Raw genomic sequence first — 22048 nt, forward strand, 5'->3', positions numbered from 1 at the left:
TCTCAGACATTCGGGTCACGCAGTGCCGCGCGGGCCGGGAGGGACACGGCGACGAGGCCGAGGGACACCGCGGCCGCGGCGAACGTGGCGTACAGCAACGGGGGCACGTACGGGAGTTCGCCGGTCAGGCCGCGCATCATCGGGGTCAGTGTGATCATGGCGATCGCGGTGCCCAGGGCCACGCCCGCCGCCGACACCAGCAGGCTCTCCCAGCCGAGCATGCGCATCACCTGGCGGCGGGTGGAGCCGACGAGGCGGAGCACGGCCAGTTCGCGCCGGCGGTCCAGGACCGTCATCACCAGGGTGTTGACGGCGGCGACGGCGGCGAAGCCGCCCAGGACGGCGGCCATCATGTAGTTGGCCCAGGCGCCGAACTCCCGGTCCACGTTCTGCGCGACGGCGTACCCGGAGGCGTCGGTGACCTCGCCGAGCGCGGCGAGCGGTCCGGCGTCGCCGCCGCTGACCAGCAGCGTGTCCGCGAAGGCCGACGTGACGTGCCCGTCCAGCGAGGCGCGGTCCATCGTCACCGCCGGCAGACCCAGACCGCGGCCGTAGACCGCGACGACTTCCGGGGCGGCCTTCGTGCCGTCGGGCAGGTAGAGCGGCAGCTTGTCGCCGAGCTCGACGTCGGCCGCGGTGGCGAGCGTCCTGTCGATGGCGATACGGCCCTCACCCACCCGGTCCAGGCTGCCGCCGCGCACGTCCAGGTCCTGCACCTGGGCGAGCTCGGCGCCGGAGCCCGAGACGCCCTGGGTCGCGGTCCCCTGCAGCGACGTCTCGCCGCCGCCCTCGACGGGCACCAGTACCTGCGTGTCGAGCAGGCTCACCGCCGCGTCGACGCCGGGTGTGCGGGCGGCACGGTCGGCGGCGTCGGCGGGCAGGCCCGCCGGGTTCGTGACCACATGGTCTGCCGTGATGCCCTCGCGGAGTTGCCGCGAGGCGACGTGGCTCTCGCTCGTGTGCATGAAGACGAGCGTCGAGGCGAAGGCCATCGCCAGCACGATCGGCGTGATCGCGGAGGCCAGCCGACGGGCGTTGGTGCGGGAGTTGGCGGCGGCCAGCGACGCGGAGGCGCCGCCGCCGCGCAGCAGCATGCCGAAGAGCGCCGCGCACAGCCGCGCCAGGACCGGGCCGAGCAGGGCGACGGCGAGCATGAAGAGCATGACGACGCCGAGGGAGGCGTTGGCCGCGTCGGAACCGGCGGCGGAGGCGGCGACGCCGGCGAGCGCCGAGCCGCCGCCGACGGCGCCCAGTCCGAGGACGGTGCGGACGACGCCCGGCCGCAGCCGTTCCACCGAGGCCTCGGCCAGCGCCTGGCCCGGCTTGATCCGCGCGGGCCTGCGCCCGGCCGCCCAGCCCGCGCCGAGCGCGGTGAGCAGGCCGACCCCTACGGCCGCGAGCAGGGGGAACCCGGAGACGTGCAGTTCGACCGCCTCCGGGACGGCCCCGCGGTCCTGCATCTGCCCGAACCACCAGTGCGCGAGCCCGATGCCGGGCAGGCAGCCGAGCACCCCGGCGAGCGGGGCGACCAGCAGCGCCTCGGCGGCGACCGCGCGACGGATCTGCCGCGGCGTGGCACCGACGGCGCGCAGCAGCGCGAACTCGCGGGAGCGCTGGCCGACGGAGAGGGCGACCGTTCCGGCCGCGGTGAAGACCGCGACCAGGGTTGCGATCCCGCCGAAGGAGCCGCCGACCGCGAAGAGCGTCTCCTTGGCGTAGGCCAGGCCGTGGTCCTCGACCTCGCCGCGGTCGTCGCCGGTGAGCACCCCCGCGCCGGAGCCCGCGAGGGACTTCTCGACGGCGGCGGCCAGGGCGTCCGGGTCGGCGCCGTCGTCGGCCGTGACGGCGATGGCGTCGGCCTTGCCGGGGTGCCCGGCCAGCACGGACGCCTCGGCGTCGGCGAACCAGGCCGTGGCCCCGCCGCCCACCCCTTCCTCCGCGGTGTCGCCCGGCCCGGCCTCGGCCAGTCCGGACACCCGGAAGCCGGCGCGGCCGTCGGCCGTTTCCAGCGTGACGGTGTCGCCGACGCCGGCCCCGGCCGCGCGGGCCGCGTCGGCGCCGAGGACGACCTCGCCCGTCTGCGGCGCGGCGCCGTCGGTCAGCTCGCTGCCGGTGAAGGTGTGCGCGCCCCAGCCGTGGCCGGTGAGCGCGCTCGACGAGGTGGTGCCCCGGTGCACCGGGAAGGTGAAGTCCGGGACGGCGGTGGCCGCACCCGGCACCTCGGCGGCCCTCGCCGCCAGCCCCGCGTCCACGCGGGCGGTGTCCGGCAGCGGGTACGCGGTCTCCTCGGGACCGTCGATGGTGTCGGCGACGATCCGCGCCGACTGGTCGGCCGCCACGACGACCGGCGCGTTCGCGTACCGCTCCGCCGGCACCGACGCCCTCAGGCTGGTCTCCAGCAGGACGCCGCAGGCCGCGACGATCAGCGCCGACATCATCAGCGCGACGAACGTGCCCGCGAACGAGGCGGGCTTGAAGCGCACGGCCGCGCGAGCGAGGCCGTTGGGAGCGAACTTCCTCATGCCGCCGCCCCCGCCATCGCCCGGGCACGGCCGGTGAGCGCCGTCATCCGCGCCGCGATCTGCTCCGCCGAGCCGCGCTCGAGGTGGTCGGCGAAGGCGCCGTCGGCGAGGAACAGCACACGGTCGGCCCAGGCGGCCGCGGCCGGGTCGTGGGTGACCATGACGACGGTGGCGCCGAGGGTGTCCACCGCCTGCCGGAGCAGGCCGAGGACCTCGGCGGCGGTGCCGGTGTCGAGGGCGCCGGTGGGCTCGTCCGCGAACACCACGTCGGGGGCGGTGACCAGGGCGCGGGCGACGGCCACGCGCTGCTGCTGACCTCCGGAGAGCTCGCCGGGCCGGCGCCGCGCCTTGTCGGCGAGGCCGACCTGAGCCAGCACTGCCGCGGCACGGGCGCGGTCCTGACGCTGCCCGGCGAGGCGCATGGGGAGCAGGACGTTCTGTTCCACGGTGAGCGACGGCAGCAGGTTGAACGCCTGGAAGACGAAGCCGAGGCGGCTGCGGCGCAACTCGGTCAGTTCGTTCTCGCTCATGCCGGTGATCTCCGTACCGCCGAGGCGCACGGAACCCGCCGACGGCCGGTCGAGCCCGGCGGCGCATTGCAGGAAGGTGGACTTGCCGGACCCGGACGGGCCCATGACGGCGGTGAAAGTGCCGCGCGGGAGGGCGAGGTCGACTCCCGCCAGCGCGTGCACGGTGCCCGCGCCCCTGCCGTACTGCCGCCGGACCCCGCGCAGTTCGACGGCGAGACCGGGGGTGGCGGCCGGCTCCTCCTCCGGTCGGTCGTCCGCCTTCTGCCTCTTGGTGCTGCGCAGCCTCATCTTCGGCCCTCTCGTGATCTTCCGTGCTGACGGGATCAAGAGTGCGAGGACGGCTGCGCTCCGGGCGTCACACCCGGGAGCCAACATGGAGGTGCTACCACGGTAGGGGGTGGAGGAGAGACAGGGGCGGGGAGCGGCCTACTCGCCCGGTGCCACCAGCCCCGACTCGTACGCGAAGACCACCGCCTGCGCCCGGTCGCGCAGGTCGAGCTTGGTGAGGACGCGGCTCACATGTGTCTTCACCGTCTGCTCGGCCAGTACCAGCTCCTGGGCGATCTCCGCGTTGGACCGGCCGCGGGCCACCAGGGTGAGGACCTCGGTCTCGCGCTCCGTCAGGGCCTTCAGCCGCAGCGTGGGCCTGCCCCTGGTGGCGGGACGTTGCCGGGCGAAGTCCGCGATGAGCCGGCGCGTCACGGAGGGTGCGAGCAGCGCGTCGCCGGAGGCGACGACGCGTACCGCCGCGATGAGGTCGGCCGGCGGGGCGTCCTTGAGCAGGAAGCCGCTCGCACCGGCCCGAAGCGCCTCGTAGACGTAGTCGTCGACGTCGAACGTGGTGAGCATCAGGACACGCGGCCGGTGCTCACCCGCCGCACCTGCGCCGCCCGGCGGGGGCCCGAGGATGCGGCGCGCGGCCTCCAGGCCGTCCATCTCGGGCATGCGGACATCCATCAGCACGACGTCGGGACGGGTGCGGCGGCTCAGCTCGACGCCCTGCGCGCCGTCGGGGGCCTCACCCACCACGTCGATGTCGCTCTGGGCGGCCAGCAGTGCGGCGAAACCCGCCCGCACCATGGCCTGGTCGTCGACGATGATGACGCGCGTGGTCACGTGGGGTCCTTTTCATCGAGTTCGTCGAGGGGGAGCAGGGCGGCCACCCGGAAACCGCCGTCCGGCAGCGGTCCCGTGTCGAGGGTGCCGCCGACGAGCCGGACCCGCTCGCGCATGCCGACGAGGCCGTGACCGGTGCCGCCCTCCTCGAGCGGCGCGGCGGAGGGCTCGGGCGGCGGCCCGTTGACGACGAGGACGGTGAGCCGCGCACCGTCCTCGGCGGCGGACGCCGACACCGACACCCGCGTCGGAGCGCCCGGCGCGTGCCGCACCACGTTCGCCAGGGCCTCCTGGACGATGCGGTAAGCCGAGAGGCCCACCGTCTCGGACACGTCGGCGTCGCAGGGGGTGAATTCCACCGGCACGCCCGCCCGCACCGTCGCCTCCACCAGCTGACCGATCCGCGTCAGGCCCGGCTGGGGCGCGAGCTCGCCGTGCGCCTCCTCGCTCCGCAGCACGCCCAGCAGCCGCCGCATCTCACCGAGGGACTCGCGCGCGGTCGCCGCGATGGACGTGAACTCCTCCTGCGCGTTCGGGGGCAGCCGCTCGAGACGGTACGCCGCGGTGTCCGCCTGCACCGTGATCACGGACATGTGGTGCGCCACCACGTCGTGCAGCTCGCGCGCGATGCGGGCGCGCTCCTCCAGCAGCGTCCGGCGGCCGCGCTCGGCCTCGCTGATCGTCTCCTGCTCGGCCAGCCTGCGCTGCGCCTCGTACCGCTCGCGGAGCGCGGCGGCGAGCAGGAGCGTGATGCCGCCGAGGATGGTCAGCAGCAGGGTCATGGCATCGGTGCCGTGCCGTGCGGCGAACCCCAGGCCGACGTTCGCGCCCGCCGTCGCCAGCCACACCAGCAGCAGCGTCCGGCGCCGCTCGCGCAGGCCCAGGGCGAGGCAGAGGCCGACGTACCCGACGATCTCCATGGGCGGGAACGGCCACAGGAGCCGCTCCTCGAAGTCGACGGTGAGCAGGGCGAGCGCCCCGGCGACATCCGCGGCGAAGACCACGTACCAGGCACGCAGCGGGCGCACGACGGCGAGCAGCAGCGGCGCCGCCTGCGCGACGGCCAGCGCGCTCGCGAGGCCGCCGTTCAGGCCGTAGTCGGCGGTGAGGACCTGGATGGTGGTGGGGAGCAGGGCGACGCAGAGCACGAACGCCACACCCCACGGCAGCAGCCGCACCCACCGGCGCGAGGCGCCCGCGAGCAGCGCGCGCGGGCGTTCCTCCTCCACTGACGTCATGGGCATCACCTTATGCGCGTCGAGTACGCAGCCGTTCACGCCGCCGGCGCGAAGCGGGCGCTGCCGAGGAAGTCGTCCGCCGGCCACACGACAAGAAGGCTAGGAAGGCGGTGCGCTGCGGGGCGTCACCCTGGGGAGCGAAACCCGGTGTGATACCCGGGTAGGGGGTGGGCCACGAGCCGTCGGGGAGGCGCGCGGCCGGTGCGGGCACACGTGACGTGCCCGCACCGGCGGCATCCTGCGCATCGGAAGAGATACAGGAGAGATCAGGAGAGAACAGAAGAGATCAGGAGACCGAGGTCCCGAAGATTCCCAGTTCGTGGACCGAGTAGCCCCACGTCGTCTTCCGGTCGACGCCCTGGACGCGGACATGGCTGACGGCCTCGTCGCCGGCGAGGCGTACGACGTCGTTGCCGCACTCGCGCGGGCGCTGCGTGGACACCGTCTTCCAGGTCACGCCGTCCGTGGAGGTCTGGACGGCGTACTCCGTCGCGCACGCGCGCTCCCACGCGACGGTCACCGCGGCCACCTTCGCGGGGGCGGCGAGCTCGACCTGCACCCACTCCTCGTCCGAGTAGCCGGAGGCCCAGCGGGTGCCCATGGAGCCGTCGTTGACGTGACGCGGGGCCAGCCGGTCGAGGCCCTGCTCCACGCTGGACGCCGACGCCGTCCCCTTCAGCGCCAGGTTCTCCGTGCCGCCCGCGGAGTCCCACAGCTGGAGCCGGAGCCCGGCCTGGAAGAGGAACGTGTCGAGCACGCCGTCACCGACCTTGGGCTGCACCGGTCCCCAGGAGTTGCGCGGTGGGTCGGTCCGCACGGCACGCGCCTGCCGCTGCGGTTCGTCGGACTCGGCCAGCAGCCGGTCGGAGGTCTCCTTGTCGCCGGCCTGCCGGGCCGCGAGGGCGTCGAGCATCCTCACCATCGCCGTGCCCCACAGCTCCGTGGCGTCCAGCCACGGGGCGGCGTCGGCGGTGAAGCCCTTCTCCACGGCGCCGCCGCGGATGGTGGCCGGAGCCCGTTCGACGGCCTGCGCGTAGGTGCGCAGGGACTCGACCGACGAGGTCCGCTCCCCCTGGCCCCACGCCGTCCAGAACCGCCCGACGCGGCGGGCGAGTTCGGGGGTCTGGGGCTGCCAGGGGGTGGCGCCGAAGGTCGGGGCCATGTGTTCGAGGTCGCCGAAGACGAGCAGGGCCTCGGTGGCCTCGCGGTCGCCGCCCGCGAGGTAGGCCATGGCGCTGCGCCAGTTCTTCCCCGGGTCGTAGGCGCGGTCGTTCCAGGTGAAGCCCGCCGTGCCGAAGACGGCCACCTTGCTGGCGTACGGCTGGTTCATGGGGTTGGCCACGATGCCGGACAGGTGCTCGGACAGGCCTGCCTCACGCTTGGCGTACGGGGCGAGGAGCAGCCGCCCGCTGGTGTTGCCGAAGTCGTTGACCGGCGGCGCCGTGTGTCTCCAGTTCCCTCACGAGCCGGTCCCGGGCGGCCGCGTCGGTGTTCTCGTCGGCCACGATGATCACCCGGCCGGTCACGACGGCTTCCTCACCTGCGGGAGTGAGGGACTGCGGGGTCGGTGAGACGGGCGGCACACCGGACGCCGCGCGGGGGTGGGGGGCCGCGGCGGCGGCCGGCAGGGTCTCGAGTGCCATGGTACTTGCGAGTGCGAAGCAGAGACTGACCGATGTCATGGTGCTCGCGCGTCTATGCATGGACTCTCCAGGCTTGGTCTGGGCCAACAAGTTCCCTTGTCCTGAGTGACGATGGGGGATCAGTGAGTAAAGGTGTAAGAGGTGTAGAGTCTAGACCTCTTTGGTGGCGCCATTTACTCTGGCCAACACCCGCAACCGGCCGCGCCCAGCCGGACGCGCCCTTCGCCGAACCCACCCCGACCCGCGGCCGCGGCCGGCCCCGGCCGGCTGCGAATCGGGCTTTTCACCGGACTGCGGACGGCCCCGACGCGCACTCGGACCGCAGGGGAGGGGGCCCCTGCGACCGCCCGCCCACCCGCGACCAGTGGCCGTAGGCTGATCGGCGAAGATGGCTGGGTCAGCCACAACTGCCGGTGAGGGGTGTCCGTTCCACATGGCTCCGTCCGCCTCGGGTCCGAGGCCGCCCACGATCACGGACGTCGCACGCGCCGCCGGGGTCTCCCGCACCACCGTGTCGCACGCCCTCAACGGGCTGGGCAAGGTCGACCCCCGCACCCGCGAGCGCATCCGGCAGGTCGCGACGGAGCTCGGTTACCGGCCCAATCTGCGGGCGCAGCGGCTGCGGCGCGGGCAGGCGAAGGCCATCGCGCTCGCCTCCTCGATGCCGTTCGCCGTGGCGGGCGGGCCGTCCCGGCTCGGGTTCTACATGGAGGTCGCCGCCGCGGCGGCGGAGAGCGCCCTCCTGCATGACTACGCCCTCGTGCTCGTGCCGCCCGTGCAGTCGGGTTCGGCGCTGTACTCCGTCGACATCGACGGGGCCATCGTGGTGGAACCGGACGTCGAGGACGCGGCCGCCGCCCAACTGCGCGAGCGCGGACTGCCGTACGTGGCGCTCGGCCGGCCCGTGTCGCCCGAGGAGAACGCCCCGTACGTCGACCTGCGCGGCCACTTGGTCGCGGACCTGCTCCTGGACCACCTGCGCGAGCAGGGCGCCGTCCGCCCGGCGCTGATCGTGGGTGCAGGCTCCCGGCACTCGTCCGTGGAAGCGGTCGCCGCCTACGAGGCGCGCGCGAGGGAGCACGGCTGGACGCCGGTCGTGGCGAGGGTGCCGGAGTCGGGCGGTGAGCAGGCCGGGTACGAGTGCTGCGCCGCCCTGCTCGCCGAGCACCCCGGCACCGACGCCGTCTGCGCGCTGGTCGACGCCTTCGCGGTGGGCGCCGTCCGGGCGATCCGCGACAGCGGACGTGCCGTACCGGACGACGTCATGGTCGTCACCCGCTACGACGGCCTGCGCGCCCGCACCTGCGAACCACCGCTCACCGCGGTCGACCTGCACCTGGACCGTGCGGCCTCGGACGCCGTGGAACTGCTGCTGGGGCGGCTGCGCGGCGACACCGCCGCGCCCTCGGTGGCGGTGTCCCCCGAACCGCGGGTGATCGCCCGCGCGTCGTCGCTGCGTACCGCCCGGGCCTGAACCCGGGCGGTACCGGGCCGTCACACTCCCAGCATCAGGACAAGCCCCGAGACCAGTGCGAAGACCAGGACGAACAGCCGCGTCCTGCGGGCGTCCAGCCGATGGTGCACCAGCCGGCTGAGCCACGCGCCCACGGCGATCGCCGGCAGCAGTACGACGGCCTGGCCGAGCTCAGCGGTCTCTGCCTTCCCCGTGCCGAACAGCAGGGCCAGGGAGGCCACTTCCCCGACCAGGAAGCAGGCGGCGACGGTGGAGCGCAGTTCGGCGGGCGGCCGGTGCTGGTAGACCAGCGCCAGCGGCGGCCCGCCGACGCCGGTCGCGGTCTCGGTCAGCCCGGTCACCGCGCCCGCGCCGACATAGGCGGCCCGGCCGGGCGTGAACGCGGGCGCGGCCAGGCTCACGACGGCCGCGAGCACGGTGGCCACGCCGACGAACACACCGAGGCTGCGTTCCGGGATCAGCCAGAGCACCGCCAGCCCGGCCGGGGTGGCGGCGAGCCGCGCACCGGTGATCCAGCCCGCGCCGCGCAGATCGAGCGAGGCCCGTTCCCGCCAGGCGACGTACAGGTTGAGCGGGATCATCGACGCCAGGACGAAGACCGGGACCAGGTGGGGGTCGATGATGCCGGCCACGGGGGCGACGATCAGCGCGAAGCCGAGGCCGCTGCTGCCCTGGACGAAGGCGGCCACGGCCACCGTGACGGCGAGCACCGCCAGGGTCGCGAACGTCACCGTGCCGCGCCCCGTTCCCCTGCCCGGTGCAGCGCGCGTGCCGCCGAGGAGGTGGGGTGCACCCGGGTCACGTCCGCCCGGTCCACGGCGGCGCGGGCGAGTTCGGCCGCGCGCCGCACCAGTGCGGGACCGTCCCAGTCGACGGGCATGCCGTGCCACAGACGCAGCCGCCCGGCGACGAAGACGGCCGCTATCTGATCCCGGTTGCCGCGCCGGACGAGCTCCCAGGGCAGGTCCCAGGAGAGCGCCAGTTCCGGGGTGTCGACGTCGACGAGGAGGAAGTCGGCCGCCATGCCCGGGGCGATGGTGCCGGTGCGGGCACCGAGACCGACGGCGTCCGCACCGCCGCGGGTGGCGTGCTCCAGCCAGGTCCAGCCGGCACCGCACGAGGAGTCCCCGTTGACGAGACCGTACGCCAGTCGCTGGGCGAACTCGGCGGCCTCCGCGAGCCGGAAGCCGTCGCCGCGGGTGCCGTCGGTGCCGAGCCCGAAGCGGATGCCGCGTTCGGCCATCGCGGTGGCGGGCGCGACCGCGTTGCCCTTCCACGCGCTGGCCACCGGGTTGTAGCTGACGGCGGTGCCGGTGTCGGCGAGCAGGGTCAGCTCGCGCGGCGTGAGGAGCGTGGCGTGCGCGGCGAGCAGCTGCGGGCCGAGCGCCCCGACGGCGTGCAGGTGCTCCAGGGGCCGCGACCCGTGCCGTACGAGGGAGCGTTCCACGCCCGCCAGGTGCTCGTTGACGTGGATCTGTACGACGGCCCCGGCCTCGGCGGCCAGGCGGGCGGTCGCCCGCAGGGTCCCCTCGGTGGCCGCCTCGGGGATGGAGACGGCCAGGGACGCGTGGACGATCGGGTCGCCGTCGTAACGGGCGAGATGCTTCTCGGCCCGTTCCAGGACGGCCACGGAGCCGTCACCGCCGCCGGTCTCGTCGGCGTCGTTGCAGACCAGGCCGAGGACACAGCGGATCCCGGCGTCGCGCGCCGCCGAGGCGACCACGTCGACGTCCACCCCGGCGCGGGTGCCGGCGTCGGCGACGGTGGTGAAGCCCCCGCGCAGCGCCTCCAGCGCGGCCAGCTTGGCCGCCGTGTACGCCGACTCCTCGTCCAGCGCGCCCTCCAGCGGCACCCAGACCCGGCGGAAGATCTCCGACGGCTCACCGAAGGCGAGCGCGGCGCCGAAACTCTGCGTCAGGTGGTGGTGGGCGTCGACGAAACCGGGCATCAGCAGCCGGCCGGGCAACCGCACGGCCCGCAGCCCGGGGTGGGCGCGCCGCACCTCGTCCGCCGGACCGACGGCCTCGAAGCGGCCGTCGCGGACCACGACGGACCAGCCGTCGACCGGCCCTTCGGGCAGCAGGAGTCTGTCCGGCACGAGGAGCAGCGGGCCGGGAGCGGCGAGGAGATCGCGTTCGGAGTGGGTCATCGGTCGCTTTCTGTGCGTGTTGCGGTCAGCCGGGCGGCGACGCCCGGACGGACGTGGTGGAAGAGGATGTTGAGGACGGCGGCGACGAACGCGCCGACGGCGACGCCGCTCTCCAGGAGGATGCGGACGTTAGGCGGGAACCCGCCGTACACCCCGGGCACGAGGATCGGCAGCAGCCCCAGGGCCAGGGCGACGGCGCAGATGAACGTGCTGGTGTGCCTGTCCAGGTCGGAGCGGCCCAGCATCTGGATGCCGAGCACGGTGATGACGGCGAAGACGACCATGGCGGTGCCGCCGACGACCGCGGACGGGATCACGCTGATCGCGCGGCTGACGGGCGCGAGGAACCCGATCACGATGAGGACGACCCCGGCCGCGGCGGTGACGAACCGGCTGCGGACGCCGGTGACGCGGACGATGCCGATGTTCTCCCCGCTGGTGACCATGAGCGGCAGTCCGAAGCAGCCGCCCAAAAGGGAGGTGAAGGCGTCACCGCGGACGGTCTTGGGGACGTCGGTCCGCGCGTCGATGTCCTTGCCGACGGCCTCGGCGTTGATGACGGTCTGCCCCGTGGCCTCGGCCATGGAGGCCAGGCTGTAGAGCATCAGCGGCAGCGCGGCGACGAGGTTGAAGACCGGCGAGCCGAACGGCATCGGCTCCGGCACGCTCAACAGACCGCCGCCCCCGGCGCTCCCGGCGTCGATCGCGCCCAGGACACCGGCGAGCGCGGTGCCGGCGAGCAGGCCCATCATCACGGCGAGCTGGCGCAGGATGCCGGTGAAGACCAGGTAGAAGGCGACGGTGAACCCGATCGTCGCCATGCCGAGGCCGAGGTTGGAGGGTTCGGCGAAGCCGGGTGTGCCGGGCCGTCCGGTGACGAGTACCGCACCGACCTTCACCAGGTTGACGCCCACGATGACGATCATGGTGCCGATGACCAGGGCGGGGAAGAACCTCAGCAGCCTGGAGAAGACCGGCAGCACGACGAAGTAGAAGGCCGCCGTGAGGATCACCGCGCCGGTGGCGGTACGCAGCCCGTGCTGGTCGGCGATCGAGAGGAACAGGATGAGCGGCGCCCCGCCCGGCAGCATGACGAAGGGCAGCCGCGGCCCGAACTTCCAGGGCCCCAGCGACTGGATCAGCGATCCGACGCCGGACAGCACGAAGGCGGCGGAGAGCAGCTGGACGGTCAGTTCGGCGCCGAGTCCGAGGGTGGCGCTCATCAGGAACATCGCCGAGATCGGGGTCGCGGCCATGACGAGGACGTGCTGGATGCCGAAGAGCACGATCCGCGGGAGCGGACGCGACTCGTCGACCGGGTGGGGCGCCGGCCGGGCGCCGGTCCCGGCCAGGGCCTCGCCGGTACCCGCCCCTTTGGGGTGATCGGTCTCGGTGGGATCGGCGGTGGCCGACAGGCCGGCCGGGCGGGCGGGCGGCTGGGTGGCCGTCGTCGGGCCGGGTACGGATGGTTGGCCGGCTCCGGGCCGGCTCTTGCGGGGATCGGACACGCTCGGGCTCCGTTCGGGCGTACGGGCACAACGCTCGGGTTTCAGCCGCGATCCGGCCCCGGACGGGGAGCCAAATCGATTTGGCCAAATCGATTTGGCCGTCAGTATGGAGGGCCGTCCAGCCACCGTCAAGGGCCTGGCCGCCCGGCCGGACGACGCCCACGCGCATCGTCCGATGTCCGAGCGGCGGTCACCGGTGAGTGTCCGGCCCGCGTGGCATCACGACCCCCGGGGGCGTGCCGGGTGAGCATGGAGCGACCCAGTGTCCCCCCCGTACCGAGGCGATGCGATGCCCGACCGCGCCGACCACGTCCCACCCGAGGCCACCGCACCGAGAGGTGGCCGGCGGCCCCGGCCGGCGGAGCGGTGGCTGTTCCGGGGCATCTACGGTCTGGTACTGGCCAGCGCCCTGGTGGCCGCGCTCGACGTGCCGGGGGAGGAGGCCGATCCCGGCCAGGACGCGCTGTGGGTACTCCTGACCGCGCTGGCCGCGGGCGCCGCCCACGGATACGCGCACGTCATCGCCCAGCGTGCCGCCAGGGAAGCAGCGGCGAGGCTCGGCAGGACGCGGGCGATGCTCGCCGAGTGGCCGTTGGTCGCCGCCGTGCTGCCCACCGTGCTGCTCCTGCTCGGCGCGCTGGCCCAGTGGTGGAGCGAGGGCACGGCCGCCGAAGTGGCCCTGCTGTTCAACACCGTCGCCCTGTTCGGCCTGGGAGTCTCGGCGGCCCGCACCGCCGGGCTCGGCTGGCCGGCCTCCTGCCGGGCAGGAGTCGCGGACATGTTGATCGGGCTCGTGGTCATCGCCGCGGACGCGCTCATCGAGTGACCCGGCGGCCGGACCGGCACATGCTCCACAGGCCCGGGCGGGCGGGCCGTTCGAGCCACATTCACTTCGCTTGTTTTGAGTCTGTGACGCTCCGGTAACCACGGCCCGGCCGCGCAGCGCCGCCCCGCCCGCCGGGTACCCGCCGCGACGGCACCCGACGGGAGCAGCCAACGCGCACCCCGCCCGTCGGACGCGCCGGGAGAGCCCGGTGTGCCACGGACGTGTTCCAGCCGCATCCGGTGTCGCCCGGGGCCGCCTTCCGGGCGCCGAGAACGGCGCGTTGGCATCGCTTCCACCCCGACGCGGCCGGACACCGTGCTTCTTGGGCGGTGCCCAGGGGCAGACGGCTGGGGACTGGGGGACGAGCCCGGTGGCCCGCGGGGGCGACCGGGGAAGGCAGGGGGTTCTACATGGTCCGTGTTCTCGTGGTGCACGACGCCGCGCTGTTGCGGTCGGCGTTGGTGCAGTTGCTGCGGTCCGCCGACGGACTCGAGGTGTCGTCCACGCCGGCCCGCGGCGACGAACCTGACGACCACGACTTGCCCGTGGACGTCTGCGTGGTCGACGGGGACTGTCTGGAGGGACCGCGGGAGGAAGTGGCCCGCGCGTCCTTCTGGAACCGGTGCGGGACGCGCCTCGTCGTCCTCGCCGCGCCCGAGCGGCCGGGGGTGCTGCGCAGGGCCTTCGACGCGGGCGTGCTCGGCTTCGTGGACAAGGACGCGCCCGCGCGGCGGCTGGTCGACGCCGTGCACACGGTGGCCAAGGGGGAGAGCTTCCTCGACGAGCGGCTCACGGTGGCGCTGCTGCGGGCGTCGGAGATGCCGCTGACGGCCCGCGAACTGAGCGTCCTGGCCGAGGCCGCACGGGGCTCGTCCGTCGCCGAGATCGCCGTGGGCCTGCACCTGTCCCGGGGAACCGTCCGCAACTACATGGCCGGCGCGATCCGGAAGGTCGGGGCACGCAACCGCGTGGACGCGATCCGCATCGTCCAGAGCGCCGGCTGGCTGTGACGGCGGGCGGGGTGAACCATCACCCCGCCCGCCCCCCTCGCACGCTCAGGTACGGCTCCAGTGGCCCACCAGATCGCGGTAGAGGGGGGAGCGCCCGAGCAGTTCCTCGTGCGTGCCGAACGCCGCCCGGACGCCGTCCAGGAGGAGGACGCGGTCGGCCCGGACCGCCGAGGACATGCGGTGGGCCACGACGAGCAGGGTTCCCGGGCGTCGTGCGAGCGCCCTCTCGGCGCGCTCCTCCGACGCGGCGTCCAGGTGGCAGGTCGCCTCGTCGAGCAGGAGCAGCCGGGCCGTGGACAGATGCGCGCGCGCCAGTACGAGCAGCTGGCGCTCGCCCTGCGACAGCTCGTCGGGCCGCAGCCCCGCGTCGAGCCCGCCCAGCCGCTCGACGAGGGGCGCGGCGCCGACGTCCAGGACGGCGGCCTCGATGGCGGCCCGGGAAGCGCCGGGCCGCAGGTACGTCAGGTTGTCGCGCACCGTGCCGGTGAACACGTACGCCTGCTGGGGGGCCAGGACCCGCAGCGAGCGGAGCTCCGCCGGGGGCCGGCCGGCGACCTCCCTGCCCGCGACCCGCACGGTGCCGGCCCGCGGCACGCACAGGCCGGCGACCAGCCGGGTGAGGGTCGACTTGCCGATGCCGCTGGGACCGACGACGGCCACGTGCTCGCCCTCCTCCACGCGCAGATCCAGCGCGTCGAGCACCGGCTCCGCCCGAGCGCCGTACCGCACGGTCACCGAGCACAGCTCCACCGCGGGGGCCGCCCGCGACCGTGCCGGAGCCGGAGGGCGCGGGGTGCCCGCCCGCCACCCCAGCGGGGGCGCGTCGGCGACGGGCGGGCTCGCCTCCGGGCCGGTGAACCGCTCGAGGACGACGAGCAGCCTGCTCCCCGCCGCGCCGATGGCGGTCACCAGGGAGTGCACCGCGGGCAGCAGCGCCTGCGCGAGGTAGGTGAACGCCCCCAGCAGAGCGCCCGTGGTGACACCCCGCGCGAGCAGCCACGGCACGGTCACCAGCAGGAGCAGCACGGGCAGCTGTGCCGCGGCCCCGAGCGCCAGGGCCCGTACCGCGGCCCAGCGGGCGAGGACACGGGAGGTCACCGCGGCACGTGCGACGAGGCGTTCTCCGTCCCGCGACGTCTCCGGCAGGATTCCGCAGGCGGTGACGTCGCGCAGCTCCTTCCGGACTCGCGCGGCGTGGTCGCCCAGCGCCTCGTCCGCGGCGAGGGCCCGCCGCTGGGCCGCCGCCATCGGACGCAGCGTCAACAGGAACAGGGCCACGCCCGCGGCCAGCGGTGGCACGACGACCAGCACCAGAGCCGGGTGCAACGAGAGCAGCCCGGCCAGCGCCCCGGCCGCCGTGAAGACGAAGGAGCGCAGGGTGAGCACGAGACCGGCGAAGCTGTCCCGCACCATCTCCACCTGGTTGGTGAGCCGCGAGACGGCCGCGCGGTCCCCGCCCTCGGGCCGGGACAGGGCGCGGGCCAGCGTCCGGTCCACCGCGCGGCGCACCAGACGGTCCCGCAGCGGTTCCGTCAGCCCGGCCAGCTCGGCGAAGACCCCTCTGATCACCGGGGCCCCCAGCAGCACCGCACAGGCGGCGACCGCCAGCCAGCCGAGGCCCGCGGCGGTGTCACCGGCGAGGAAGCCGCGGTCGAGGGCCTGCGCCACGCCGTAGCCGACCAGGAAGGTCTGCACCGACTCCGCCACCGACCACGCCGCGAGCCGCGCGAGCACGCCCTTGCGTTCGGCGAGGAAACGACGGGCGGACGGCCCGAGCCCGCGCTCGGCTCCCGAGCCCCGGGGGGAGCCCGCCGTGTCCTTCCGTTCCACGGCGGGCGTCACGGTCGTGCCTCTCCGCGCAGCGCGCCGGTCCGCCCCTGAGCGGGCCCTTCGCCGACGGACGCTCCGCCGTCCTCCTCCGGCGCACCGAACACCGCCCGGTAGGCGGCCTCCCGCCACAACCGCCGATGGGGGCCGACCGCCCGGACCCGTCCGTCCTCCAGCCAGATCACCAGATCCGCCCGCGCCGCCACCGACGGGCGGTGCGTGACGACCAGGCGGGTGACGACGGAGGGGGAGTTCCGCTGAGCCTGTTCCACCGCGTGCTCCGTGGCGGTGTCGAGACTGGAGGTGGCGTCGTCCATGACCAGCACCCGGCCCGCGTGCGCGAACGCCCGCGCCAGCCCCAGGCGCTGGTACTCACCGCCGGACAGCGGCGCGTCGGTGAGCGGTGTGTCGTACCCCTGCGGCAGCCGGTGTACGAAGGCGTCGGCACCGGCGAGGCGGACGGCCGCCCGGACCTGGTGGGGCGAGACGGCGCGAGGGCCGGCGGCCACCGCCTCCGCGACGGTGCGGTCGCCCAGTTCCGGACGGGCGAAGGCGAAGCCCACCTCGGCGCGGAGACTCGGCCGGGTCAGCGCGTCGAGAGGCGTGCCGTCCAGCAGGATCCGCCCCCGGTCGGGATCGGTCAGCCGGCCGGCCACCGCGGCCAGGACCGACTTGCCGGAGCCGCTGCGGCCCACGACCGCGGCGGTCCGGCCGCCCGGCACCGTAACCCGGTCCACCCGCAGGACTTCCACACCGCCTCGTGAGACCCGCACCCCGCGCAGCTCCAGCGTCCCGGGTCCTCCCGGGGAGAGCGTGCGGGTTCCGTAGGACAGCGCGGGCAGTTCCTCCAGGGCCCGGGTGCGCTCCCGCGCCGCGCGGCCCCGGGCCACCGCGCCGACCAGCGTGGCCGCGCCGCCGATCCCCGCGGCCAGTTGGGCGTACCGGATCACCGCCAGCAGTTCGCCGGCACTGAGCACGCCCGCGCCGAGCCGGAGGCCGCCCACGGCGGCGGCGGCCACGGTCAGCAGCGGAACGAGGACACCACCGGTGGCCAGCGCCCGCCCGTGCAGTCTCCACATGCGCTCACCGAGCGCACCCAGTTCGGCCAACGGGCTCAGCACGCGGTCGCGTTCACGGGGGGCGGTGCCCGCGGCGGCGATGGTCTCCGCGCCCTCCACGGCCTCCAGCAGCCGGGCAGCGATGTCCGACTGCACCCGCTGGTAGGCCCCGACCGACACCCCGGTGTCGCGCGCGAACGCCTTCAGCAGCAGGGCCAGGGCCGGCAACCCGACGAGGACGCAGGCGGCGACCCACACGTCGACGACGGCCAGCGCGACCAGGGCGCCGGCCGGTGTGACGAGGGAGGCCACCAGTGCCGCCCCGGCCGCCGGTGCGGCACCCGCGTCGGAGGCGTTGAGGGTGAGCCGGGTCGCGACGTCCCCGGGAGCGTGCGCGCGGGCCGTGTCCGGCACGGCGTGCAGGAGTCCGCGCAGTGCGCGGGAGCGGACGGCGGCGGTCCAGTCGGCGGTGCACCGGCCGGTCAGGAACGCGGTGAGACAGTCGAGCAGGATCTCCCCGACCAGCAGTGCGACGCTCGCCGCGATCCAGGCAGCGGCGTGGCCCGCGCCCAGCAGCAGGTCAAGGGTGCGGCCGATGACCAGGGGCTGGGCGACGGCGGCGGCGGCCGCGGCCACCGAGCATCCCAGTACCAGAAGTTCGGGCACGCGCCCGGGATCGGTGCCGGGCGCCTCGTCCACCGGACGCGAACGGCCCGGGACCGGAGCGCTTCCCACCGGTCTGCCCCTCTCCTGGTCGGCGCCGCACGGGGCGCGACACGGTGAGCGCGGCGTGCCGCGCTCACCGTGTCAGCTGGTCCGGACGGCGTCAGTTACACGTCGTCACGCTGAGGCTGCTGTCACCGCAGAGCAGCAGGCTCGCGCGGCTGCCGGTCTCCACGTCGCCCATGGCCTCTTCCTTCGGGGTCTCCAGCGACTGCAGCTCGAACAGGTTCATGTCTCTTCCTTCCGTACGACAACGGGTGTTCTCTCCACGGCCCCGGCGGGGCCGGCTCATGGGCGCCGCTGGTCCCGCGGCGGTGGGAGGAACGGCAGACCGGCGGGCCGGTCGCCGTGGACGGAGGCGACGGCCAGCAGACATCCGGCCGTCCCGGTGGACAGGTCCATGGACAGGCGCATCATCTGCTCGCCCGGGAAGGCGAGGTGGTCGCGGTACGACATGGCGTGCCAGGCCAGCGCGTCGAGCTGCCGCCGGACCGCCGCGGGACCGGTCCCCGGTCCGGTGGCGGTCGTGCGCCCCAGGAAGAGCACCATGCCGGCCACCCCCCGGTACAGCCCCGGCTGGGCGTAGAACATGGCCTGCGCCGCGCGTACGATCTCGTCCCGCGCCCGCTCGAACCGCTCGTCGGCACGGTGCGCGAGGTAGTCGTCGAGCACCATGCCGATGCCCACGCTCCCGGCGCCGAGATACGGCATGGTGCGCCAGCCCTCGTCCACCTGCAGGGCTCCTCCCGCGCCGCGCACGCAGTGCGAGAGGTCGCGGCGCAGTGCGTCGCGCGCGAGATCGAGCAGGCCGGCGTCGCCCGTGCGCTCGTACCGGCGCAGGAACAACAGGGCGCTGCCGGTCGCGCCGTACAGCAGCCCGGCCCGGCTCCGGCGGCCCGGTGCGTCGTCCGAGCAGTGGCGGGCACCGAGTTCGACGCACCGCGTCGCCGCGTCGCGCAGGGCGGTGTCGCCGGTGCGGTCGGCCAGGGAGTCCAGCGCCAGTCCGATCCCGGCGGTCCCGCTGTGCAGGTCCGTGGCGAGACGGTCCAGGGACTGCTCGGCCAGGAGCCGCGCGAGCTCCAGCGACCTCGCCCGGTGACCGAGACGGTCCAGGACCCACGCGGTGCCGGCGATCCCGTCGTGGAAGCCGAGCGGCATCCCCGAGGGCGGCTCCTTCGTCCGGTCGAGCAGCCACTGCTCCGCGTTCTCGTCGCGCTCGGCCCCGCTCTCGGCCAGGGCGTACAGCACCCCGGCCGCTCCGTGACCGAATGAGAGCCCGCCGCCCGCGGTGGCGAACTGGGCGACGTCCCCCGGGTAGAGACGGTCGTCGCGCGCGGGCGTGGCCGACGTGCGGATGGCCGCCGTCATCGAGTCCCGGCTGCGGGGCCAGTCGCCGGGCGGCACGGGGACGAACCGACGCCCCGTACCGCGGGCGGCCGGTGACGCGCCGGACGCGCCGGTGATCTCGTCGACCGCCGCGTCCAGGAACGCGCGCTCCACGGGGAACTGCCGTGCGACCAGATCCGCGAGGTGTTCCGCCTTGCGCCGGTCCAGGGCCAGGAGGCTCGTCAGGGGCAGGAAGAGGGCCAGGCGCAGACAGGCCAGCGCGTACCGGTCCACGGCGGTGCCCCGCCGGCCCGCAGGAGCGACGAACCCGGGGTGGGCGACCGTCTGGCGGCCCGGCTCCTCGACGTGGTGCGCGGCCTCGAAGTCGAGCAGGGCCACCCGTCCGTCGTCGCGGACCATGATGTTGAACAGGTGCAGGTCGTTGAAGACCACGCCCCGCGCGTGCACCTGTGAGACGGCCCGCTCCACCTGGCCGTGCACGTCGAGCGCCCACTCGGTGTACTCGGCCAGCCGGCGCTCGTCCGGGTCCGCCTCGATGAGCGGGTGGCGCCGGGCGAAGAAGGTGTTGAGGGGCTTGCCGTCCAGGTACTCCAGAACCAGGAAATGGTGCTCGCCCACGGCGAAGCGGTCCCGCACCTCGGGGGTGCAGTCCAGCCCCGACAACCGCTCGAGCGCCCGCTGCTCGCGGTCCAGCCGAGCCACCGCGTCCGCGCCGTCCGCCGCCAGCCCGGCGTACGGACGGGCCTCCTTCAGGACAACCGCCTCGCCGGTACGGGTGTCCCGGGCCCGGTAGACACCGCCGCCGTTCGAGAAGTGGATCGCCGACTCGACGGTGTACGGGACGTCGGCCATCGTGACCGTCGCCCGCGCGTCGAGGTGCGGTTTCAGGAAGGCGGGGACACACACCCAGTCGGGCACGCGGAACACCGGCCCGCGGACGTCGGGCACCAGCTCGCCGGAGGGGTCGGCGATGGCCGGGCGCAGCTCCCCCTGATCGTCGTAGCAGTTCCGGCGGGTGAAGCTGCCGTAGCGCACGTGCACCGGGCCGCCGCCGATGCGCAGGTCGCTCAGGATCCGCGGGCCCGGCTCGCCGTCCAGCAAGGCGGCCAGCTCGCCCACGACCCGCTCGAAGCGGCCCTCGTCCGCCGGGTACAACGTGATGAACTTCCCGCTGCCCGACCGGTCCGCGTACTTGGCGTTGCGCTGGTGCAGCAGGTAGCGGCTCGGCACGAACTTGAACGCGACGCCGCGGTCGAGGCAGTACTCCCGCACCCGCGCCAGTACGGACTCGGCGTTGTCCAGGCAGGCGGACACGTGGAGCTTCCAGCCCTGCCCCGGCAGTACGGCGTCCACGGGGCGCAGTGCGAGCCAGTCGCCGATCTCGGTGCGCCGCCATCCCGGCGGCACCGGCAGGTCGGCCGCCGCGTACCGGGTGCCGGCGGTCGCCGTGCCGGGAGTGGCACGGTGCGGCGCGTCGTAGAAGTGCGGGTCTGCGTCGCAGTACACGGCGTAGCCCTTGTTCACGCCTTCTCCCTCCACCGGTCGGTGCCGGGTAAGACGCTGTCACGGGCCGCCTCGCCGGGGACAGTCACAGCTGTCACCTGTCCGGTGTGCGGAACTCATAGGTAACTGCAGACACGTTCGTGCTCCGATCACGTGTGCGAGCGCGCTGCCACGAGTTCCCGGTCCTTGCCCCGCAGCGGGTCAGCGCATGGCCTGCGGGCCGATCACCGCGAGGAGGCGCAGCCGGTCGTGGCTCTCGCTGCCCGGGGCCGCGGTGTAGACGACCAGGCGGTGCGACGGCTCCGGGTCGAGAAGGGTCTGGCAGTTCAGTTCCAGGGCGCCGGCCTCCGGATGGACGAAGCGTTTCACGTGCCTGGGGCGGACACCGACCTCGTGCTTGTCCCACAGAGCGCGGAACTCGGCGCTCTGGCCGACGCTCGGGGCGCGCTCCGGGCGGGCCGAGGATGCCGCGCTCAACCGGCCGGACCCGGCCCAGCTCCTCGGAACCCCCTCGGAGACCGCGACCGCGGCGTCCGGCAGCATCGGCACGGCGCCCCTGACGGACGGGAAGGTCGCCCGGCCGGAGGCCGAGGTCGCGTTCGACACGTACACCGTGAACGTCTCGGCCACCTACGACGACCTGTCGATCGCCCAGTACGTCAGGGTGCTGGAAACCGGCGGCGAGCAGGACTACGAGCAGCTCGAGGTCCTCGGCCGGCCCGCGGTCCTCTCCTCGGACCACACCATGGGGATCACCATCGATCTCGGAAGCGGCGGATCGAGCGGTTCGGTGGAACAAGGGCCCCTGGCCAGGAGCCTGTCGGTGGCCCTCGACGGGAAGGACCGGGGCGGCTGCCACGACATCACCGTCTGGAGCACGTCGGGGTTCCCCCCGGACGACGGTGTTCTCGTCGACATCGCCGAGGAGGTCCTGCCGACGGTGTCCGGACCGGCCGCCTGAACCGCCGCGCACCACCATGGGACCATGAGGCGCATGGCGTCCGGTCAGGTCATCTTCCTCAACGGCACTTCCAGCTCCGGGAAGTCGAGCATCGCCCGGGAACTGCTCGACGTCCTGGACGACGGCGTCTACTTCCACCTCGCCGTGGACAGCTTCAACGCGATGCGCACCAAGCGAGCCCTCGGCCCCGAGGAACTCGACGCCGCCCTGCGGCGCACCAGGCAGGGCTTTCACCGCTCGATCGCGGCCATGGCCGAGGTGGGCAACAACGTCGTGGTCGACCACGTCCTCAGTGAGCCCTGGCGCCTGCTCGACTGCCTCACGGTGCTGCGTCCCCAGGACGTCCTGTTCGTCGGTGTCCGCTGCCCGCTCGACGAACTGGTCCGCCGCGAGCAGGCCCGAGGCGACCGGCCCAAGGGCCTCGCCGAGCTCCAGTACGACCTGGTGCACGCGCACGGCGACTACGACCTGGAATGCGACACCGGCACGGCGACCCCGCGGGAATGCGCCGAGCGGATCAAGGACTTCCTTCCCGGCCGTCCCGTCCCCACCGCCTTCACCCGCCTGCGCGAACGCTGTCTGCCGAGCCGGTGCCGGACCTGAGGCCGTGCTG

18 protein-coding genes and 1 pseudogene are annotated in these 22048 nt (G+C 74.3%); 5 read left to right on the forward strand and 14 right to left on the reverse strand.

Translation table 11 applies throughout. The features are described 5' to 3' along the window. Window positions 1-2: 2 nt before the first annotated feature. The 6 genes from M6G08_RS24465 to M6G08_RS24490 form a co-directional block, all read right to left on the reverse strand. Window positions 3-2522 carry an ABC transporter permease gene (locus tag M6G08_RS24465; RefSeq protein WP_272589314.1) on the reverse strand — a complete coding sequence of 840 codons (2520 nt, stop codon included), beginning with the start codon at window positions 2520-2522 and terminating at the stop codon, window positions 3-5. Beyond that, entirely contained in the window at window positions 2519-3340 is an 822-nt protein-coding gene (locus M6G08_RS24470) for an ABC transporter ATP-binding protein (protein WP_272589315.1), read from the reverse strand. Before M6G08_RS24470 ends, M6G08_RS24465 begins: the two co-directional genes overlap by 4 nt. Window positions 3341-3478: 138 nt before the next feature. Further along, window positions 3479-4168 (reverse strand): response regulator, encoded by a 690-nt coding sequence (locus M6G08_RS24475; RefSeq protein WP_272589316.1) that lies wholly within the window; start codon window positions 4166-4168, stop codon window positions 3479-3481. After that, window positions 4165-5406: a sensor histidine kinase gene (locus M6G08_RS24480; protein WP_272589317.1), complete on the reverse strand. Its 1242-nt coding sequence runs from the start codon at window positions 5404-5406 to the stop codon at window positions 4165-4167. The genes M6G08_RS24475 and M6G08_RS24480 overlap by 4 nt, the downstream gene beginning before the upstream one ends. Window positions 5407-5692: 286 nt before the next feature. After that, a complete protein-coding gene (locus M6G08_RS24485) occupies window positions 5693-6808 on the reverse strand; it encodes a beta-N-acetylglucosaminidase domain-containing protein (RefSeq protein ID WP_272591419.1) in 1116 nt (371 codons plus the stop codon). Continuing rightward, window positions 6780-7049: a beta-N-acetylhexosaminidase family protein gene (locus tag M6G08_RS24490; protein WP_272589318.1), complete on the reverse strand. Its 270-nt coding sequence runs from the start codon at window positions 7047-7049 to the stop codon at window positions 6780-6782. Before M6G08_RS24490 ends, M6G08_RS24485 begins: the two co-directional genes overlap by 29 nt. 433 nt (window positions 7050-7482) lie before the next feature. Between M6G08_RS24490 and M6G08_RS24495 the strand changes: the two genes are divergently transcribed. Continuing rightward, window positions 7483-8523, forward strand: a complete 1041-nt coding sequence (locus M6G08_RS24495) for a LacI family DNA-binding transcriptional regulator (protein WP_272589319.1) — start codon at window positions 7483-7485, stop codon at window positions 8521-8523. Between the two features lie 20 nt (window positions 8524-8543). Here the strand turns inward: M6G08_RS24495 and M6G08_RS24500 are convergent, their stop codons facing one another. The 3 genes from M6G08_RS24500 to M6G08_RS24510 are packed head-to-tail and all read right to left on the reverse strand — an operon-like array spanning window position 8544 to window position 11961. Continuing rightward, window positions 8544-9254 (reverse strand): sulfite exporter TauE/SafE family protein, encoded by a 711-nt coding sequence (locus tag M6G08_RS24500; RefSeq protein ID WP_272589320.1) that lies wholly within the window; start codon window positions 9252-9254, stop codon window positions 8544-8546. Next, window positions 9251-10672, reverse strand: a complete 1422-nt coding sequence (locus tag M6G08_RS24505) for an amidohydrolase family protein (protein WP_272589321.1) — start codon at window positions 10670-10672, stop codon at window positions 9251-9253. The genes M6G08_RS24500 and M6G08_RS24505 overlap by 4 nt, the downstream gene beginning before the upstream one ends. After that, complete coding sequence (locus tag M6G08_RS24510) at window positions 10669-11961, reverse strand: uracil-xanthine permease family protein (protein WP_383139136.1); 1293 nt, start codon at window positions 11959-11961, stop codon at window positions 10669-10671. Before M6G08_RS24510 ends, M6G08_RS24505 begins: the two co-directional genes overlap by 4 nt. Window positions 11962-12469: 508 nt before the next feature. On the opposite strand from M6G08_RS24510, the gene M6G08_RS24515 reads away from it, so the two are divergent. Both M6G08_RS24515 and M6G08_RS24520 read left to right on the forward strand, forming a co-directional pair. Continuing rightward, window positions 12470-13006 (forward strand): hypothetical protein, encoded by a 537-nt coding sequence (locus tag M6G08_RS24515; RefSeq protein ID WP_272589323.1) that lies wholly within the window; start codon window positions 12470-12472, stop codon window positions 13004-13006. Window positions 13007-13416: 410 nt separating this feature from the next. Then, window positions 13417-14016: a response regulator transcription factor gene (locus M6G08_RS24520; protein WP_272589324.1), complete on the forward strand. Its 600-nt coding sequence runs from the start codon at window positions 13417-13419 to the stop codon at window positions 14014-14016. A 45-nt stretch (window positions 14017-14061) separates the two neighbouring features. Here the strand turns inward: M6G08_RS24520 and M6G08_RS24525 are convergent, their stop codons facing one another. From M6G08_RS24525 to M6G08_RS24545, 5 genes and pseudogenes are all read right to left on the reverse strand, one after another. Next, window positions 14062-15858 (reverse strand): ATP-binding cassette domain-containing protein, encoded by a 1797-nt coding sequence (locus tag M6G08_RS24525; protein ID WP_272589325.1) that lies wholly within the window; start codon window positions 15856-15858, stop codon window positions 14062-14064. After that, on the reverse strand, window positions 15855-17567 hold the full coding sequence (locus tag M6G08_RS24530) for an ATP-binding cassette domain-containing protein (RefSeq protein ID WP_272589326.1): 1713 nt from the start codon (window positions 17565-17567) through the stop codon (window positions 15855-15857). Before M6G08_RS24530 ends, M6G08_RS24525 begins: the two co-directional genes overlap by 4 nt. Window positions 17568-17727: 160 nt before the next feature. Further along, the gene (gene ramS / locus M6G08_RS24535) at window positions 17728-17856 is read right to left on the reverse strand and encodes a mycelium formation morphogenetic lantipeptide SapB (protein WP_018849360.1); all 129 of its coding nucleotides are present in this window, start codon (window positions 17854-17856) and stop codon (window positions 17728-17730) included. A gap of 56 nt (window positions 17857-17912) precedes the next feature. Continuing rightward, a complete protein-coding gene (lanKC, locus tag M6G08_RS24540) occupies window positions 17913-20495 on the reverse strand; it encodes a class III lanthionine synthetase LanKC (RefSeq protein WP_272589327.1) in 2583 nt (860 codons plus the stop codon). A gap of 180 nt (window positions 20496-20675) precedes the next feature. Then, window positions 20676-20903 (reverse strand): annotated as a pseudogene (locus tag M6G08_RS24545) (MmyB family transcriptional regulator); the annotation flags it as partial. On the opposite strand from M6G08_RS24545, the gene M6G08_RS24550 reads away from it, so the two are divergent. Together M6G08_RS24550 and M6G08_RS24555 are read left to right on the forward strand one after the other, a co-directional pair. Further along, a complete protein-coding gene (locus M6G08_RS24550; protein WP_336299008.1) occupies window positions 20872-21435 on the forward strand; it encodes a DUF6215 domain-containing protein in 564 nt (187 codons plus the stop codon). The pseudogene M6G08_RS24545 and the gene M6G08_RS24550 overlap by 32 nt on opposite strands. Window positions 21436-21468: 33 nt before the next feature. Continuing rightward, a complete protein-coding gene (locus tag M6G08_RS24555; RefSeq protein ID WP_272589329.1) occupies window positions 21469-22038 on the forward strand; it encodes a chloramphenicol phosphotransferase CPT family protein in 570 nt (189 codons plus the stop codon). Window positions 22039-22048 lie beyond the last annotated feature (10 nt).

The sequence above is a fragment of the Streptomyces sp. M92 genome (assembly GCF_028473745.1).
GTDB lineage: Bacteria > Actinomycetota > Actinomycetes > Streptomycetales > Streptomycetaceae > Streptomyces.

Excerpts from the sequence above, each read along its gene's own strand:
- M6G08_RS24480 (WP_272589317.1), bottom strand. The coding sequence starts at position 5,406 with ATGACGTCAGTGGAGGAGGAACGCCCGCGCGCGCTGCTCGCGGGCGCC.
- M6G08_RS24505 (WP_272589321.1), bottom strand. The coding sequence starts at position 10,672 with ATGACCCACTCCGAACGCGATCTCCTCGCCGCTCCCGGCCCGCTGCTC.
- ramS (WP_018849360.1), bottom strand. The coding sequence starts at position 17,856 with ATGAACCTGTTCGAGCTGCAGTCGCTGGAGACCCCGAAGGAAGAGGCC.
- M6G08_RS24520 (WP_272589324.1), top strand. The coding sequence starts at position 13,417 with ATGGTCCGTGTTCTCGTGGTGCACGACGCCGCGCTGTTGCGGTCGGCG.
- M6G08_RS24470 (WP_272589315.1), bottom strand. The coding sequence starts at position 3,340 with ATGAGGCTGCGCAGCACCAAGAGGCAGAAGGCGGACGACCGACCGGAG.
- M6G08_RS24465 (WP_272589314.1), bottom strand. The coding sequence starts at position 2,522 with ATGAGGAAGTTCGCTCCCAACGGCCTCGCTCGCGCGGCCGTGCGCTTC.
- M6G08_RS24555 (WP_272589329.1), top strand. The coding sequence starts at position 21,469 with ATGGCGTCCGGTCAGGTCATCTTCCTCAACGGCACTTCCAGCTCCGGG.
- M6G08_RS24495 (WP_272589319.1), top strand. The coding sequence starts at position 7,483 with ATGGCTCCGTCCGCCTCGGGTCCGAGGCCGCCCACGATCACGGACGTC.
- M6G08_RS24515 (WP_272589323.1), top strand. The coding sequence starts at position 12,470 with ATGCCCGACCGCGCCGACCACGTCCCACCCGAGGCCACCGCACCGAGA.
- M6G08_RS24490 (WP_272589318.1), bottom strand. The coding sequence starts at position 7,049 with ATGGCACTCGAGACCCTGCCGGCCGCCGCCGCGGCCCCCCACCCCCGC.